This window comes from Rhodopila sp., from assembly GCF_965277825.1.
Classification (GTDB): domain Bacteria; phylum Pseudomonadota; class Alphaproteobacteria; order Acetobacterales; family Acetobacteraceae; genus Rhodopila.
The window spans coordinates 415,139-430,980 of record NZ_OZ255846.1 but is presented as its reverse complement, the minus strand read 5'-3'; the positions used below and the strand labels follow the sequence as shown (position 1 = coordinate 430,980).

The 15,842-nt window shown below is 64.6% G+C and carries 12 protein-coding genes; 5 read left to right on the top strand and 7 right to left on the bottom strand.

Translation table 11 applies throughout. The annotated features are described in order from the left end of the window. Positions 1–14: 14 nt before the first annotated feature. The 6 genes from ACQY4T_RS02565 to ACQY4T_RS02540 all read right to left on the bottom strand — a co-directional run bounded on the left by ACQY4T_RS02565 (position 15) and on the right by ACQY4T_RS02540 (position 6,061). Positions 15–836, bottom strand: a complete 822-nt coding sequence (locus ACQY4T_RS02565; RefSeq protein WP_428537217.1) for a ferritin-like domain-containing protein — start codon at positions 834–836, stop codon at positions 15–17. Between the two features lie 218 nt (positions 837–1,054). Next, positions 1,055–1,456 carry an ATP synthase F1 subunit epsilon gene (gene atpC / locus ACQY4T_RS02560; protein WP_428537214.1) on the bottom strand — a complete coding sequence of 134 codons (402 nt, stop codon included), beginning with the start codon at positions 1,454–1,456 and terminating at the stop codon, positions 1,055–1,057. Between the two features lie 61 nt (positions 1,457–1,517). Then, the gene (atpD, locus tag ACQY4T_RS02555) at positions 1,518–2,954 is read right to left on the bottom strand and encodes a F0F1 ATP synthase subunit beta (protein WP_428537211.1); all 1,437 of its coding nucleotides are present in this window, start codon (positions 2,952–2,954) and stop codon (positions 1,518–1,520) included. A 97-nt stretch (positions 2,955–3,051) separates the two neighbouring features. Continuing rightward, positions 3,052–3,933, bottom strand: a complete 882-nt coding sequence (locus tag ACQY4T_RS02550) for a F0F1 ATP synthase subunit gamma (protein ID WP_428537209.1) — start codon at positions 3,931–3,933, stop codon at positions 3,052–3,054. 12 nt (positions 3,934–3,945) lie between these two features. After that, on the bottom strand, positions 3,946–5,478 hold the full coding sequence (gene atpA, locus ACQY4T_RS02545) for a F0F1 ATP synthase subunit alpha (protein ID WP_428537206.1): 1,533 nt from the start codon (positions 5,476–5,478) through the stop codon (positions 3,946–3,948). A gap of 1 nt (position 5,479) precedes the next feature. Beyond that, positions 5,480–6,061: a F0F1 ATP synthase subunit delta gene (locus ACQY4T_RS02540; RefSeq protein ID WP_428537203.1), complete on the bottom strand. Its 582-nt coding sequence runs from the start codon at positions 6,059–6,061 to the stop codon at positions 5,480–5,482. 258 nt (positions 6,062–6,319) lie between these two features. On the opposite strand from ACQY4T_RS02540, the gene ACQY4T_RS02535 reads away from it, so the two are divergent. The 5 genes from ACQY4T_RS02535 (at position 6,320) to metC (ending at position 15,079) form a co-directional block, all read left to right on the top strand. Continuing rightward, complete coding sequence (locus tag ACQY4T_RS02535) at positions 6,320–7,528, top strand: MFS transporter (RefSeq protein WP_428537200.1); 1,209 nt, start codon at positions 6,320–6,322, stop codon at positions 7,526–7,528. A 246-nt stretch (positions 7,529–7,774) separates the two neighbouring features. Continuing rightward, positions 7,775–9,229, top strand: coding sequence for a purine-cytosine permease family protein (locus ACQY4T_RS02530; RefSeq protein ID WP_428537197.1), 1,455 nt, complete (start codon positions 7,775–7,777; stop codon positions 9,227–9,229). A gap of 162 nt (positions 9,230–9,391) precedes the next feature. Beyond that, positions 9,392–12,790: a PAS domain S-box protein gene (locus ACQY4T_RS02525; protein WP_428537195.1), complete on the top strand. Its 3,399-nt coding sequence runs from the start codon at positions 9,392–9,394 to the stop codon at positions 12,788–12,790. 233 nt (positions 12,791–13,023) lie between these two features. Next, the gene (locus tag ACQY4T_RS02520) at positions 13,024–13,884 is read left to right on the top strand and encodes a sulfurtransferase (protein WP_428537192.1); all 861 of its coding nucleotides are present in this window, start codon (positions 13,024–13,026) and stop codon (positions 13,882–13,884) included. A gap of 4 nt (positions 13,885–13,888) precedes the next feature. After that, positions 13,889–15,079 (top strand): cystathionine beta-lyase, encoded by a 1,191-nt coding sequence (gene metC, locus ACQY4T_RS02515; protein ID WP_428537190.1) that lies wholly within the window; start codon positions 13,889–13,891, stop codon positions 15,077–15,079. On the opposite strand, the gene ACQY4T_RS02510 is transcribed toward metC, so the two are convergent. After that, on the bottom strand, positions 15,080–15,832 hold the full coding sequence (locus ACQY4T_RS02510) for a lytic transglycosylase domain-containing protein (protein WP_428537187.1): 753 nt from the start codon (positions 15,830–15,832) through the stop codon (positions 15,080–15,082). It lies immediately after the preceding gene. Positions 15,833–15,842: the final 10 nt, after the last annotated feature.

Here is a 15,842-nt window from a genome sequence, read left to right as displayed (position 1 = left end):
GATCGCGGCTTGGCCTACGCCGCCAACTGTTGCTCGAAGCGCCGCTGGCGCCACTGCAAAAGCTTCCAGGCCAGCTTGGTGGCGCCGACCGACAGCCGGCCGCGTGGCGGCAGCCCGACCGACTTGAGGATCATCCCGGTGCTGCGTTCGATGTGGCGATAGCGATAGAACCCCATCGCACTCGCCATGTAGGCGGCGGTGCAGCGGCCGTGCTGATAAGCCTGCGATTCGGGTTCGTTGCCGCAGTGGTACGCGTAGGCCAGCTCATCGTCCTCTGATTCGCCGATGCGTCCCAGCGCGATGCGCAGACGGGTGACGACCCCCAGCTTCTCGCGCGACAAATAGCGGCGCATGTGGTCGTAAAACAGCTTGAAGTGCCGATACTCGTCCGCGGCGATCAGCTTGCAGACTTGCCGCAGCACCGGTTCGGTGGCCGCCTCGCCCAAGGCGGTGTAATAGCTGGAGGTGCCGGTCTCCACCATGCAGCGGGCGATGAGTTCCCCGGTGCGGGACCCACGGATCGAGGCGTCGGCGTCGACCTGGACCGAATAGCCGGCGCGGTAGCGACCGAAAGCGACCTCGAAATCCCAGGCCGGGTCAGCGAGACTGGCCCATTTCGCCAGCGCGTCGCCGTGCTGGACCTCCTCCTCCGCCCAGTGGTCCGCCGCCTGACGGAAATCCGGATCGTCGCTGAACACCCGGCCGAGGTAGACGGCGTAATCCCGGCCGTTGCGCTCGACCATCGCGGCGGCTTTGACCAGCGGCACGAGCGCCGGATCGACCGCCACCGGATCAAACCGGTCCCAAGCCACATCTTCGATCCGCCAGTGTTTCATCCTGTCATCACGCTCGCTGTACTGAAGGCAGGGACTGTCAACAGCCTTGACTATAGGAATGCTGAACCGAGGATGAAACCGCCCAAGCCACGATCGGGTTCGTTGCAAGGCGTCACAGTTGGGTGGCGATGCCAATCGGCCACATTGGCGGCTTGCCCACGGCAGCGCTGGGCCGCACGGTCGGCTTCAGATAAACCCGCCGGGGGAGCCAGATTAAACTATCCGGCTGCCTCGACCATCGCGCGGGCGGATTGGACAGCATCCAGAGCCGCGTCCTCGACCGCCACGTCGGATTTGTCGGCCTCCTCATACGCCGCTTCCGCCTCGGCCAGCCGCCGTTCGGCATCAGCCTTGTTGACCTCGGCCAACGGAATCGCGTGGTTCGCCAGCACCGTGCAGCGCTCCGGCGTCACCTCAGCGAAGCCGCCATCGACGAACAGCCGGTCGATGACCCGGTCACCCTCATACAGGTCGATCGTGCCGCCGCGCAGCATGACGATCATCGGCGCGTGCCCCTCCAGCACCCCCATATCGCCCTCCGAGGCCGGGATGACGGCCATGTCCACCGGACGGGACAGCAGCAACTTCTCCGGACTGACTATCTCCAGGTTGGTCGGCATGACTTATCCTTTGAAACGGCGATCGACGTCTTCAGGCAGGTGGCCTCCCGCCAATCGCGCCTTACGCATTCGTCTTCAGCGTCTCGGCCTTCTGCACCGCTTCCTCGATCGTGCCGACCATGTAGAACGCGGCTTCCGGCAGGTGGTCGTATTCGCCGGCGCAGATCGCCTTGAAGCTGCGCACGGTGTCCGCCACCGGCACGAACTTGCCGGGGAACCCGGTGAACACCTCGGCCACGTGAAACGGCTGCGACAGGAAGCGCTGGATCTTGCGCGCGCGGGCAACCACCAGCTTGTCCTCCTCCGACAGCTCGTCCATGCCCAGAATGGCGATGATGTCCTGCAGCGACTTGTAGGTCTGCAGGATGCGCTGGGTCTCGCGCGCCACGTTGTAGTGCTCCTCGCCCACCACCCGCGGGTCGAGCGAGCGCGAGGTCGAATCCAGCGGGTCCACAGCCGGATAGATCCCCAGCTCGGCGATCTGGCGGCTGAGTGTCGTGGTCGCGTCCAGGTGGGCGAATGACGTGGCGGGGGCAGGGTCGGTGAGGTCGTCGGCGGGGACGTAGATCGCCTGCACCGAGGTGATCGACCCCTTGTTGGTGGAGGTGATCCGCTCCTGCAGCGCGCCCATGTCGGTCGCCAGGGTGGGCTGATAGCCCACCGCCGAGGGGATGCGGCCCAGCAGTGCGGACACTTCGGCGCCGGCCTGGGTGAAGCGGAAGATGTTGTCGACGAAGAACAGCACGTCCTGGCCTTCCTCGTCGCGGAAATATTCCGCCATGGTCAGACCCGACAGGCCGACCCGAGCACGGGCGCCCGGCGGCTCGTTCATCTGGCCATACATCAGCGCGACCTTGGAGCCTTCCAGCAGGTTGCCCTGCTCATCGACCTTGATCACGCCGGCGTCGATCATTTCGTGATACAGGTCGTTGCCTTCGCGGGTACGCTCGCCGACCCCGGCAAACACCGAGACGCCGCCGTGACCCTTGGCGATGTTGTTGATCAGCTCCTGGATCAGCACCGTCTTGCCGACGCCGGCGCCGCCGAACAGGCCGACCTTGCCGCCCTTCAGGTAGGGGGCGAGCAGGTCGACCACCTTGATGCCGGTGACCAGGATTTCCGCCGACGTTGCCTGATCCTCGAACGACGGGGCCTCGCGGTGGATCGGGTAACGCTGGGCGGTGTTGACCGGGCCCTTGTCATCGATCGGTTCGCCGATGACGTTCATGATCCGCCCGAGGGTTTCGGGGCCGACCGGCACCGTGATCGGTCCGCCGGTGTCGGTGACTTCCTGGCCGCGGACCATGCCGTCGGTGACGTCCATGGCGATGCAGCGCACGGTGCGTTCACCCAGTTCCTGCGCCACCTCCAGCACGAGCGTGCGGTCTTCGATCTTGCAGGTCAGCGCGTTCTGGATGAACGGCAGTTCGCCGTCGAACTGCACGTCCACGACGGCCCCGAGAACCTGGGTGACGCGTCCAACGATATTGCTTGCCATCGATAAGCTCCTTTATTCCGAGATCAGCCCGCGTGCGGAGGCACGCCCAAAACGCGACTGCGAAGGCACGCCTATACGGCGTCTGGCGAAGGCACGCCTAAACCGCCTCCGCGCCGGAGATGATCTCGATCAGTTCCTTGGTGATATTGGCCTGGCGGGCGCGGTTGTAGTTCTGCGACAGCCGCTTGATCATATCGCCGGCGTTGCGCGTGGCATTGTCCATCGCGGTCATCCGCGCGCCGTGCTCCCCGGCCGAGCTTTCCAGCAGCGCCCGATAGGCCTGGATCGCCAGCGCCTGCGGCAGCAGCTTGGCCAGGATGGTCTCTTCGTCCGGTTCGAAATCGTACATCGCGCCGCCGGTATCGTCCTGCTCGCCCTCGGGCGGTGGCGGGGCGGGAATGATCTGCTGTTCGGTGACCACCTGGGAGATGACGGAGGCGAAGCGGTTGTAGACGATGGTCGCCACATCGATCTCACCCGCCGCCAGCATTTGCGCAACGCGGGCGCCGATCTCCTGCGCATCGGCAAACTCGACACGGCGTCTGCCGGCGAAAGTGATGTCGCCAACGATCCGGTCGCTCAACTCACGGCGCAGGTAGTCGCGCCCCTTGCGGCCGACCGAGAGGATCTTCACCGTCTTGCCTTCGGACTCCAGGCGCCGGGCCAGATTGCGGGTCGCCCGCCCGACCTGCGAATTGAACGCGCCGGCCAGTCCGCGATCCGCCGTCACCGCGATCAGTAACTGCGTCCTGTCCTGCCCGGTGCCCACCAGCAACGCCGGCGCGGTCGGCGAATCACTGACCGAAGCCGCCAGCGCCCGCAGCATGCGGTCCATCCGTTCGGCATACGGACGTGCCGCCTCGGCCTGCTGCTGCGCCCGGCGCAGCTTGGATGCCGCCACCATTTTCATCGCGGAGGTGATCTTCTGCGTCGACTTCACGCTGTTGATGCGCGTCCGGAGCGCCTTCAGGCTGGGCATTGTCCGCGGCTTCTAGCTGAACGATTTGGCGAAGTTGTCGAGAAAGCCGGTCAACTGTTTCTCGGTGTCCGGCTTCAGTTCCAACTGGGTGCGGATCGCCTCCAGTATACCCGGGTCCTTCGACTTCAACTCGGAGATGAAGCGCGATTCGAACGCCCCGACCTTGCCCACGTCGATCTTGTCCAGATAGCCGCGCACCCCAGCAAAGATCGCCACCACCTGCTCCTCGATCGGCAGCGGGTGGTATTGCGGCTGCTTCAGCAATTCGGTCAGACGCGACCCGCGCGCCAGCAACTGCTGGGTGGAAGCGTCGAGATCGGAGGAGAACTGCGCGAACGCCGCCATTTCCCGGTATTGCGCCAGTTCCAGCTTGATGCGCCCGGCCACCTGCTTCATCGCCTTGACCTGCGCCGCCGACCCGACCCGCGACACCGACAGCCCGACATTCACCGCCGGACGGATGCCGCGGAAGAACAGCTCGGTTTCCAGAAAGATCTGCCCGTCGGTGATCGAGATCACGTTGGTCGGAATATAGGCGGACACGTCGCCGGCCTGCGTTTCGATCACCGGCAACGCGGTCAGCGATCCGGCGCCAAGGCTGTCGTTCAGCTTGGCCGCACGCTCCAGCAGCCGGGAGTGCAGATAGAACACGTCCCCCGGATACGCCTCGCGCCCCGGCGGCCGGCGCAGCAGCAATGACATCTGCCGATACGCCACCGCCTGCTTCGACAGATCGTCATAGAAGATCACCGCGTGCTGGCTGTTGTCGCGGAAATACTCACCCATCGTGCAGCCGGTATAGGGCGCTAGGAACTGCATCGGCGCCGGATCCGAAGCCGTGGCCGCCACTACGATGGTATACTGCATCGCGCCGTTCTCTTCCAGCGTGCGCACCAGTTGCGCAACGGTCGAGCGTTTCTGGCCGATCGCGACGTAGATGCAGAACAGTTTCTTCTTGTCGTCGTCGCCGCCGTTGATGCCCTTCTGGTTGATGATCGTGTCAATGATCACCGCGGTCTTACCGGTCTGCCGGTCGCCGATGATCAGTTCCCGCTGACCGCGTCCCACCGGGATCAGCGCATCGATCGCCTTCAGGCCGGTCTGCATCGGCTCATGCACCGATTTGCGCGGGATGATGCCTGGCGCCTTGACTTCGACACGACGCTGTTCGGCGGCATCGATCGCGCCCTTGCCGTCGATCGGATTGCCGAGGCCGTCAACCACGCGCCCCAGCAACCCAGGACCCACCGGCACTTCCACGATCGAGCCGGTGCGCGACACCGTGTCGCCCTCGCGGATCTGCTTGTCGTCGCCGAAAATCACCACGCCGACGTTGTCGGTCTCCAGGTTCAGCGCCATGCCGCGCAGCCCGGCCGAGGGAAACTCCACCATCTCGCCGGCCATCACGTTCTGCAGTCCGAACACCCGCGCGATGCCGTCGCCCACCGACAGCACCTGGCCGGTCTCGGCGACGTTGGCCTCGGTGTCGAACGCGGCGATCTGCTTCTTCAGGATCTCCGAGATCTCGGCTGGGCGGATCTCCATCTCAGGCGGCTCCCTTCATGGCGTACTGCAGACGTTGCAGCCGCGCTTTCAAACTGGTGTCATAAAGCCGGGCCCCGATGCGGACCACAAGGCCGCCGAGCAGGTCGGGTTCGACCCGTTCGTCGATGTTGACGTTGCCGTAACCGGCCTCGATCAGCCGGGCGCGCAGTTGCTGGCGCTGCACGTCATTCAACGGATGCGCCGATGCGACATGGGCCGTGATGATGCCGCGTCGTTGCGCCACCAGCGCGGCGAACGCGGAGACGATGTCGCGCAGCGCCCGCAGCCGGCGATTGACCGAGATGACGCCGACGAAATCGCGGACTTCCTTGCAGAAGCCTTCCTGCGTAAGCACCGCCTGGGCAGCTTCGGTCGCGGTCTTGACATCGATCAGCGGTGATTCCAGCAAGCGGCGGAAGTCGCTGCTGGTGTCGATCATTCGTCCGAGGTCTTCCATCTGCGACACCACTGTGTCGAGCGCGTGGTTGTCATCGGCATGCGCATAAAGCGCGGCGGCATACCGGTCGGCGAGGCCGCCGCCGGAAGAAATGGTCGTAGCCTCAGAAGCCACCTGGGTTTCCATACGTTGGGCCGGATCCTGGAAATACCGGAGCCGGCGCGGGCGAGTGTCAGGACCGGCCGGCCGAACCGGCGCGGCGGCGTCTAGCATGGGGTATGGGGCCACGCAATACGCCCGCCACCTCGATTGTGGCGATTTGTCCATCCCGCTGGAACCGCGGCGACCGCCTGCAACGGACAATCCGAACGGACCGCCGATTTCCTTGACCCCTCATGCAACCCGCGTCAAAATTACCGAAAATCCATCCAAGGCTCAACCTGCATGGCGTTCAGCCGCACCACCCGTGTAAATTTCCTGATCGGCAACGGGCATTTCCTGTCGCATTTCTACGTGCTGTGCCTGCCGCCGATGTTCATCGCCTGGCAGCGCGCATTCGACGTCAGTTTCGCCGAACTTGGCATGACCATCATGCTGATGTCCGGCACCACCGCCATCCTGCAAACCCCGGTCGGCTTCCTGGTGGATCGCCACGGCGCGCGCCCGTTCCTGATCGGGGGCACCCTCTTGATGTCGCTTTCCCTCGCCGCCATGGGGCTGGCCACCCAGTTCTGGCAAATCCTGGCGCTGGCCACGCTGTCGGGGGTCGGCAACTCCGTCATCCATCCTGCCGACTATGCCATTCTCTCCGGTTCGGTCGCCAAGGACCGGATGGGCCGCTCGTTTGCCCTGCATACGTTCAGCGGCAACCTGGGATTTTCCGCCGGCCCCCCGGTCGCGGCACTCTTGATGGCCTGGATCGGCTGGCGCGGCGCGTTGCTGACAGTCGGCCTGCTCGGCGTCCCCGTCGTGTTCTCGATCCTGCTGCAAAGTCGCGTGCTGAAGGATCAGGCGCGCGAAATGGTGCACGGCGCCACCACGATGTCCGGCCGAGACCTGCTCACCTCCCGCACCATGATCCTGTTTTTCCTTTTCTTCATGCTGGGCGCCATGGCCGGCGGCGGCGTGCAGTCGTGGCTGGTGACCGTGCTGCACGACTTCAAGGGCATCGAGCTGGAGGTCGCGGCCACCGCGCTCACCGCCTACATGCTGGGCTCGACGACCGGCGTATTGTTCGGCGGCTGGTTCGCCGACCGGTTCAATCACCACGTGCTGCCGTTCGTGACCGGACTGACGATCCTGTCGGCGCTGCTGATTGTCGCGGTTGACTGGCTCAACCTGCCGATCATGGCGATCATCGGCATGACCTTCCTATCCGGCCTGGCGCTCGGCGCCAGCCGCACGCCCCGCGATATCATGGTCAAGGATGCCGCCCCGCCAGGGCAGATCGGCAAGGTGTTCGGCTTCGTCAGCGCCGGCCTGCCGCTCGGCAGCGCGGTCACGCCGGTGCCGTTCGGTATGCTGATCGATCATGGTCACCCCGAAATGGTCCTGGTCCTGGTCGCTGTGATCCTGCTGCTCAGCCTGCTGTGTGCCGGCTCGGCGAAGGTTTCCGCCAAGACAGCTCAAGCGATCGCGCTGCCGGCGGAGTAATTCCCGGGCGGTCACCCGCCAAGCCATCCCAACCTTCTAAGCAAGCTTGCCGACCCGGCAACAGCAACAGTAAGGTCGCAGTATGCGCAAATATCAGCCAGTCACAGCCTGCGATTTGAGCTTATAGCGCAAAACATACACAATCCCTCACGCCGGTGGCAGAAAATTGCCAAATATAACGGCAAACATGGTTGCCGGACCCCATGACCGCATGTACGGTTCATCGGCATCAGGGAACCCCGCTCCATGCACGACAACGTCGCCATCGAGGAACGGATCCGCCGCCGCTATCGCCAACCCAAGGGCATCGAGCAATTCGGCGTCGAGCCAATCCCGGAGGAGAAAAAAACCGTCCGCGGATTGGACATCTTCTCCATCATCATCGGCCTATGTCTCAGCCCGGGCTCGATCATGGTCGGTGGTCTGGCGGTCCTGTCAGGCCTGTCCTTCGTCAGGGCCGTCACCGCGATCACGCTGGGCATGGCAATCGCCGTCGTTCCCTACACCATCATGGCGACGGTGGGCGTCGATTACGGCCTGCCCGGTCAGGTCGGTACCCGCATGGCCTACGGCCTGCGCGGTGCGAAATGGATCCCGTCGCTGATCCGCACCTTCGCATCGGTCTATTGGTTCGCGTTCCAGACCGTTGCCGGTTCGATCGCCCTTGTCGCCGTTCTGCAGCGCTGGACCGGCCATAGCTTCTCGCTGATCAACGTCAGTTTGATGTTCGCCGTGTTGCAGGCCTTCGTCGCCATCGTCGGCTACAGTAGCCTCAAGCAACTGTCGCGCATTGCGCTGCCGCTGAAACTTGGCATTCTCGGCTACGCCCTGCTGCTGATGGCAACCAGTTCCGACCCCCATTTCAGCCCCGCCGCCGTACTGAACTATGCCGGCACAGCGAAGGGAACCTGGTTGACCTTCATCACCTGGATCAATGTGCTGGCGGCAAACTCGCTGACAATGGTGACCGATTCGGCGGATTTCTGCCGCTACACACGCAGTCGATGGGACATGTGGTGGGGAACCACCGCCGGCAAACTCGGGGGCGCCTTCTTCTCCGCGGTTCTTGGCGCCTACGCCGCCTCCGCCACCCTTGGTCACACCGCCAACATGTTTCAGGTCGTCGCCGGGCTGTCCACTTGGTGGCTGCCGCTGCTCGCCTTCGTCGTGGTGATCGCGCTGGACAACTGGACCATCAACGTCCTCAACCTCTACACCGGCGGTCTCTCCCTGCTCAACATCTTCGAGCGACTCGGCCGGTTCTGGAGTACGCTGATCATCAGCGCGCTGGGCATCGCGCTGTCCGTCGTGCCCGACGTGGTGAACGGCTACACCAGCTATGTCGGCGTGCTCGGCAACTTCTTCTCGCCAATCGCCGGCGTGCTCGTCGCCGACTACGTGTTCGTCAAGCGGATGCAGATCGACGTGGTCGCCCTGTTCGAGCGCGGTGGCCCATACGATTACTGGCATGGGTTCAATCCGATCGCGGCGCTTTGGACCGTCGCCGGCTTTCTGATCTACATGTTCGTCATCCCCCAGGCCTTCATTCAGACCCTCTGCACCGTGGTGATCACCGGTGCCGGATACTGGGCCACCACCCGCCTTGTCGCGCTGCGATCAAATGTAATGGCTCGGGCATCGCAGCCCGGTGACCAGCGCGAGAGTGTCGACGAGTTGGCCTGGGAACTGGCCGTAAGGTAGCCCGAGGGGGTTCAGCCCAGGCGCTGCGCTCGCGATCAGATCACGGAACTGTGATAACGCGGCATTTTCGATCACTACCTGGCCGGGTATGGATTCGATTAATAACCATTCCTTCAAGCGAAGGAGTGAGCCAGCCTGGCGCCTCGCCGGGATGCAACCCCGATGGAAAAGTCCGCGGCCGATGATGAACCGAACGCCGCTTTCGCGTCGCGGGTCCGGCCTCGCCGCCGTCGGCGGCTCAGCCTGTCGCTGCGATCCAGATTGCTGATGCTGGTCATCGCCAGTGTCGTGCCGTTGGCCTGCATGGGCGTTGTCCGGGAATATCTGGACTACCGGGCCGATCGGGACAGGGTTTACCAGGGGCTTCTGGTCATCGCCCGCGGGATGGCCGTCTCGGTCGAGCGCGACCTGCAGCTTCGGGTGTCGGCACTCGAAATCCTCGCCATGTCGCCGGCTCTGCAAGCCGACGATCTGGCCGACTTCGACAAGCAGGCCGCGGCCTTTCTGGCGCGGCAGCCGCCAGGGTCGATCATGGGCCTGGCAGGTCCCGACCCGCGACGTCTTCGCGCCTACGGAGCATCGCCAGATTTCCCCAACCCGATGAAACGACGCGAATCGTTCCCCGGCGGCGCCAAGGTATTCGAAACCGGCCGCCCGGTCGTGACCGATATTCACCTTGGCCGGATCACCGGCCTGAAAGGCTTCAGCGTCGACGTTCCGGTGTTCCGCGACGGCCGAGTAGCCTATGACCTGTATATCAGGTTGCTGCCGGCAAGCATGCAGGACCTGATTGCAGGTCAGCACCTGTTCCACGGCGGTGTCCTCACTGTTGTCGACAGCGCAGGTAAAGTCGTCGCCAGACTGCCAGATCAAGACCGTTTCGTTGGCTCGCATATCGTTCCGGCACTGTGGCAGGCGATGCGAACCAATGACTCGGACGTAACGAAAGTGCCGACCCTGGAGGGCGTTCCGGCGCTCGCCGCTTATACGCATGTCTCACCGTTCGGTTGGGCCGTGGTCGTCGGTGCCCCCGAAGAGATCCTCTTCGGGCCGCTGCGAGAGGCGATCCTGCGGGCCGCCGGGCTTGGTGCGATCGTGCTGGCGGCAGGACTGGGTCTGGCGCTGTTCGCCTCCAGGGACATCATGCGCCCCATCGAACAGTTGCGCCGCCTTGCCGTCGACGACGACCGGGTCGGTCCGGTCGGCCCTCCCACAAGCGGTCTGCCGGAAGCCGACATGGTCGCCCGCGCGCTGGTGACCGCGGCGGCGGGGCGTCGCGAAGCCGCGAAGGCCTTAGCCGAGAGCGAGGCTCGGTTCCGCGCGCTGTTCGAGCTATCACCCAGCGGAGCGATCCTTCTCGATCCCGCCACCGCGCGGGTTGTCGACGGCAACGCCGCCGCGGCCGCCTATGTCGGTTATTCGGTCGAGGAATTTCGCGGCCGCCCGATCACCGAATTCGCCTTGCAGACGAGTCCGGAGCGCATCGCAGAGCTGTGCCGATCGGCCGCCGCGGGCGCCAACTTTCGATACGAAACACGCATCAAGGGGCGGCTGGGGCCGCGTGATGTCCTGGTCGCGGTGGCGCCAGTACAAGTGGCCGGCCGGACCCTCATGCTGATCAATCAGATCGATGTCACCGATCTGAGGCGTGCCGAGGCCGGCCTGCGAGCCAATGAAGAGCGGTTGGAACTGGCGCGAGAGGGCGCCAACCTCGGTATCTGGGACTGGGATATCGCCAATGATACGCTGAGTTGGAGCGACCATCAGTGGACGCTGCACGGTTTGCCATCGCAGCAAGGCGGACCCTCTCCGGAGCTCTGGCGGCAGGTGGTTCATCCGAATGATCTGCAGCGCACGCAAGCTGAACTGCTGGCTGCGCTGAAGGCGCCAGGCCATCTATACACAAGCGAATACACCGTGGTTCTTTCCGACGGGTCGAGCCGCAGGCTATTGGGCCGCGGCCAGACAATTCGTGGCGCCGATGGCCGTGCGGTGCGGATGGTCGGCATCAACATGGATGTAACCGCCCGATACGAAGCCGAGTTGGCACGCGACCGGTTGATCTTGATGCTGGAGACCGAGCGGAGCCGGCTGTCGGAAATCATCGAGGCGGTGCCGATCGGCGTGGGTATCATCGACACCAAAGGCCACGTCGTGCTGGGCAATGCCGTGATGAAACGCCTGAACGGACCGGTCACCCAAATCGCCGGAGCGCCGCCGCGCGGTGCATGGATCGCTACCGATTCGGATGGCACTCGGCTGGCGCCCGAGGACTTTCCGATTCAACGAGCGCTGCGGCTCGGCGAAACCACTCTGCCGGGGGCCGAGTACCTACTCCGCGACGGCGATGGCACGGAGAACTGGTTCAGGGTCGGCGCCGTCCCGCTACGTTGGGACGCTGGCCAGGTTCAGGAGGTGCTGGCGATCTTTGCCGACATAGACTCCGAAAAACGGCTGATAGATATACAGCAAAGAATCAATACGGCGCTCGAACAGCAGGTGCGCGAGGAAATGGCCGCGCGAGAAGCCGCCCAGCAGCGTGCCGCCCACGCCGAACGGATGCATGCGCTAGGTCAGATCGCCGGCGGCATCGCGCATGACTTCAACAATGTGCTGCAGGCGGTTTCCGGCGGTGCGGCCCTCATCGAGCGCCATCCGCAGGACGCGCAACGCGTCCTGCGCAATGCCCGCATGGTGCTGGATGCGGCCAAGCGCGGCGCCGCCATTACCAGCCGGCTGCTCACATTCTCCCGCCGCGGCGACCTGCGCGCCGAACGCGTCGACGCCGCCACGCTGTTGACCGACATGGCCGAGGTGCTGACCCACACCCTGGGTGGATCTGTCGTCTGCAAGCTGGACCTTGCGGCCGGCTTGCCGCCGCTGTTGGCGGATCGTGGCCAGTTGGAAACGGTGCTGGTCAATCTGGCAACCAACGCACGCGACGCGATGGCGTCCGGCGGCACGCTGACCCTCGCCGCGGATGCCGAGATCGTCTCTCCCGGTCCGCCGCACCCGGCTGGACTGGCAGCCGGCAGCTACGTGCGGATCGCCGTGAGCGACACCGGCGTCGGCATGGATCGAACCGTACTTGCCAGGGTGACTGAACCATTTTTCACCACCAAGCAACCCGGCAAGGGAACCGGCCTCGGACTGGCGATGGCAAAAGGGTTCGTCGAGCAGAGCGGCGGGAGTCTGTCGATCGACAGCGTGATCGGTCGCGGCACGCGGATCGTTCTTTGGCTGCCCAGCGTCGCTGCTTCCGCGGAGTCGTTGGCTTCAGACCAGCATGCAAAGCCACAAGCCGGCCCGGATAAGTCGTGTGTGTTGATCGTCGACGATGATGCCATTGTGCTGGATGTGTTGACGCTGTCGTTGGAAGACGCAGGGTATGTCGTGCTGCCGGTTCAAAGCGGGGCAGCGGCGCTGCTCCAACTGGAGACGCGCCAGCGCGTGGACATCATCGTTTCCGACCTGACGATGCCGGCGATGGACGGCCTGACACTGATCCGGGCAGCGCAAGAGCGGCGTCCCGGCCTGCCCGCCGTGTTGCTGACCGGATAAGCCGGCGATGGCGCTGCGCTGGCGGTCGGGGGCGCGATCAGCGGCGCGTTCTCGCTATTGCGCAAGCCGGTATCCGGCACTCAGTTGGTCGATCGGATCGGTGCATTGCTGGCATCGAGGAAGCAGACCAGCAGCACCTGAGCGCGCAAGGTCGGTAACGCCCGAGCAGTCGGGCAATGCGACGGCTCGCCGCTCAATTTTGACCCAACCGAAACTGGCTCTAGGATGCCCCGATGTCGGCGACGGGGATGCACATGGGGCCGCTTGTAACGACGGAATGGCTGGCAGGGGAGCTGGGCAAGACCGATCTCGTGCTGTTCGATGCGACGAAATACCTGCCGAACGAGCCGAAGGACGGCCACAGCGAATTCCTCAAGTGTCACATTCCAGGTGCTCGATACTTCGACATCGCCCAGATCGCCGACCTGGACACCGACTTGCCGCACATGGTGCCCTCTGTCGGCCGCTTCGCCAAACTCATGGTCGGGTTCGGCGTCGGCAATACCTCGAGAACCATTTTCTACGATCAGAAAGGCCTGGCGTCGGCTGCCCGGGGCTGGTGGCTGATGGGCCTGTTTGGCCATGACCACGCCGCCGTGCTGGATGGCGGCCTGCCGAAGTGGCTGAAGCAAGGCCGGCCGGTGCAGGACGGCGAACCGGCCGCGCCCGCGCCGGCTGCATTCCGCCCTGACTACCGCGCCGGCCAGGTGCGCGGCATCGGCGACATGTTGGCCAACGTCGGCAAAAAATCCGAGCAGGTGCTCGACGCCCGTGCCGCCGGTCGGTTCAGCGGTGCGGTGCCGGAACCGCGCGCAGGCATGCGCAGCGGCCACATCCCCGGCTCGACCAGCCTTCCCTACACCGACCTGCTGCACGATGATGGCACCTTCCGCTCCGCCGCCGAGTTGCGCCAGCGCTTCAAGTCCGCCGGCGTCGACGGCACGCGGCCGCTGGTAACAAGTTGCGGCTCCGGCGTCACCGCCTGCATCCTCACATTGGGGCTGCGCATCGCCGGCATACCCCAGGGTGCGGTGTATGACGGGTCTTGGACGGAATGGGGCGGGCGCTCCGACACGCCGATCGAGGTAGGCTGAACCTATGGCAGACGAAACCAAGAAACGCGGCTTCCGCACCACCCTGTCGCATGTCGGGCGGGCAACCAAGCGGGAGCATGGTTTCGTCAACCCGCCGCTGCTGCGCGGGTCCACCGTCCTGGTCCCGACGGTTGCCGAACGTCAGGCCTTGCAGGCCAGGCGCGGTGAACGGGTCTTGACCTACGGCACCGGCGGTTCCGCCACGCACTGGGCGCTGGAAGATGCGATCGCCGCGGTCGAGGGGGGCACCCGCTGCTACATCGTCTCGACCGGGCTGGCGGCGGTAACCACCCCGCTGCTGGCGTGGCTGAAGGCCGGCGATCATTTGCTGATGCCGGATCATGTCTACGGCCCGGCGCGCAACTTCGCCACCACGATGCTGCGCGACTTCGGCGTGGAGACAACGTTCTATCTGCCGGAAATCGATGCGGCCGGACTGGCCGCGCTAATGCGGCCGAACACCAAGGTTGTCTACACCGAGAGCCCCGGCAGCCACACCTTCGAGGTGCAGGACGTGCCGGCCATCGCCAAAGCGGCGCACGCCGGCGGAGCGAAGCTGTTGATGGATAACACGTGGGGCATCCATCATTTCCAGCCGTTCACGCACGGCGTGGATGTGTCGATCCAGGCGGCGACCAAGTATCTGGCCGGGCATTCGGATGTGCTGATCGGCTCGATCACGGTGAACAACGACACCGATTGGCAAATTCTGCACGCCGCCGGGCGAACACTGGGGCAATACGCCAGTCCCGACGATTGCTGGCTGACGCTGCGCGGCATCCGCACCATGGGGGTACGTCTGCAGGCGCAGATGGAGTCTGGTCTGCAGGTGGCACACTGGTTGCGCCAGCAGCCCGAGGTCGCCCAGGTGCTGCATCCCGCCCTTCCCGGCGCACCGGGACACGAATTGTGGCGCCGCGATTTTACCGGCGCCTGCAGTCTGTTCGGTGTCGAATTTGGGCGCGAGATCACCACTGCGGCGACTCATCGTTTCGTTGAAGCACTGGAGCTGTTTGGCATCGGCGCATCGTGGGGCGGTTACGAGAGCCTGGCGGTGCCGACAACCGGCTTTATCACCCGAACTGCTGGAGCCCCATCGTTCTCCGGGCCGATCGTGCGCATCCACATCGGGCTGGAGGACGTCGACGATCTGATCGCCGACCTGCGGCATGGTTTGGAAGCGATGCGGGCCTGACTACGGCGCGCGGTACGCCATCCGCACCGGCGCCGCGCGGTAGGACGCCAGCGACCGGCCGACCGTTACTCCCCCTACCAGGCTAAGAGTCTGTGGGATCATATGCGGTGCGCCCGAGCGTAGTGGCGCGAGCATCGTGGATCGGCCGAAAGCCGGACCCCATGGACTGGCCAGCAAATAAGGTGGCGCCACCTCGGCCAGCTTCTGCTCCTCGGGCAACGCGGCATAAACCAGGCGGCCATACTCCTGTCCGATTTCCGGTGTGGCGGAATGATACATTTCCACCGCTCTTGGCCAAGAGTTCGTCTTCTCGAATAGTTGCACTAGAAATCGAGCGCCATACTCCGCGTTCGAGGCGGGGTCGAATGCCTGGTCCATGCTGGAAAACGCATCCGGATGATTGGTCAGGCTGATCTGCATGCAGCCGACATCGATCGATCGGCTGACATGGGGTCGCATCGAAACGGCGGCGGCGACCGCCTGCGCCTTGTTGTCATAAAAGCTGCCCTGGCCGTCCATGTTGATGGTCCAGGGCCACGGGTTGAACGTACCGGAGGCTTGGTCCCTGCGGCCGCTCTCCACCCGCGCGATCGCCGACAGCAAATGTGTCGGAATACGATGCGCGCGCTCGGCGGCCGCGATCGCCTGGCGGCAGGCAGCGTTGGCGCCCAGTGACGGAATCGGGGCGGTATCCGCACAAGCTAAATACGGAGTGAGCAACACCAGCAGGAAAACGAACGTCCGACCATTCATCCGCCTTTCC

What these genes read in the sequence shown, in the direction of transcription:
- ACQY4T_RS02550 (WP_428537209.1), bottom strand. Translation starts at nt 3,933, where the DNA reads ATGCCCAGCCTGAAGGCGCTCCGGACGCGCATCAACAGCGTGAAGTCG.
- ACQY4T_RS02540 (WP_428537203.1), bottom strand. Translation starts at nt 6,061, where the DNA reads ATGGAAACCCAGGTGGCTTCTGAGGCTACGACCATTTCTTCCGGCGGC.
- ACQY4T_RS02525 (WP_428537195.1), top strand. Translation starts at nt 9,392, where the DNA reads ATGGAAAAGTCCGCGGCCGATGATGAACCGAACGCCGCTTTCGCGTCG.
- ACQY4T_RS02510 (WP_428537187.1), bottom strand. Translation starts at nt 15,832, where the DNA reads ATGAATGGTCGGACGTTCGTTTTCCTGCTGGTGTTGCTCACTCCGTAT.
- metC (WP_428537190.1), top strand. Translation starts at nt 13,889, where the DNA reads ATGGCAGACGAAACCAAGAAACGCGGCTTCCGCACCACCCTGTCGCAT.
- ACQY4T_RS02565 (WP_428537217.1), bottom strand. Translation starts at nt 836, where the DNA reads ATGAAACACTGGCGGATCGAAGATGTGGCTTGGGACCGGTTTGATCCG.
- ACQY4T_RS02520 (WP_428537192.1), top strand. Translation starts at nt 13,024, where the DNA reads ATGTCGGCGACGGGGATGCACATGGGGCCGCTTGTAACGACGGAATGG.
- ACQY4T_RS02535 (WP_428537200.1), top strand. Translation starts at nt 6,320, where the DNA reads ATGGCGTTCAGCCGCACCACCCGTGTAAATTTCCTGATCGGCAACGGG.
- atpD (WP_428537211.1), bottom strand. Translation starts at nt 2,954, where the DNA reads ATGGCAAGCAATATCGTTGGACGCGTCACCCAGGTTCTCGGGGCCGTC.
- atpA (WP_428537206.1), bottom strand. Translation starts at nt 5,478, where the DNA reads ATGGAGATCCGCCCAGCCGAGATCTCGGAGATCCTGAAGAAGCAGATC.
- ACQY4T_RS02530 (WP_428537197.1), top strand. Translation starts at nt 7,775, where the DNA reads ATGCACGACAACGTCGCCATCGAGGAACGGATCCGCCGCCGCTATCGC.
- atpC (WP_428537214.1), bottom strand. Translation starts at nt 1,456, where the DNA reads ATGCCGACCAACCTGGAGATAGTCAGTCCGGAGAAGTTGCTGCTGTCC.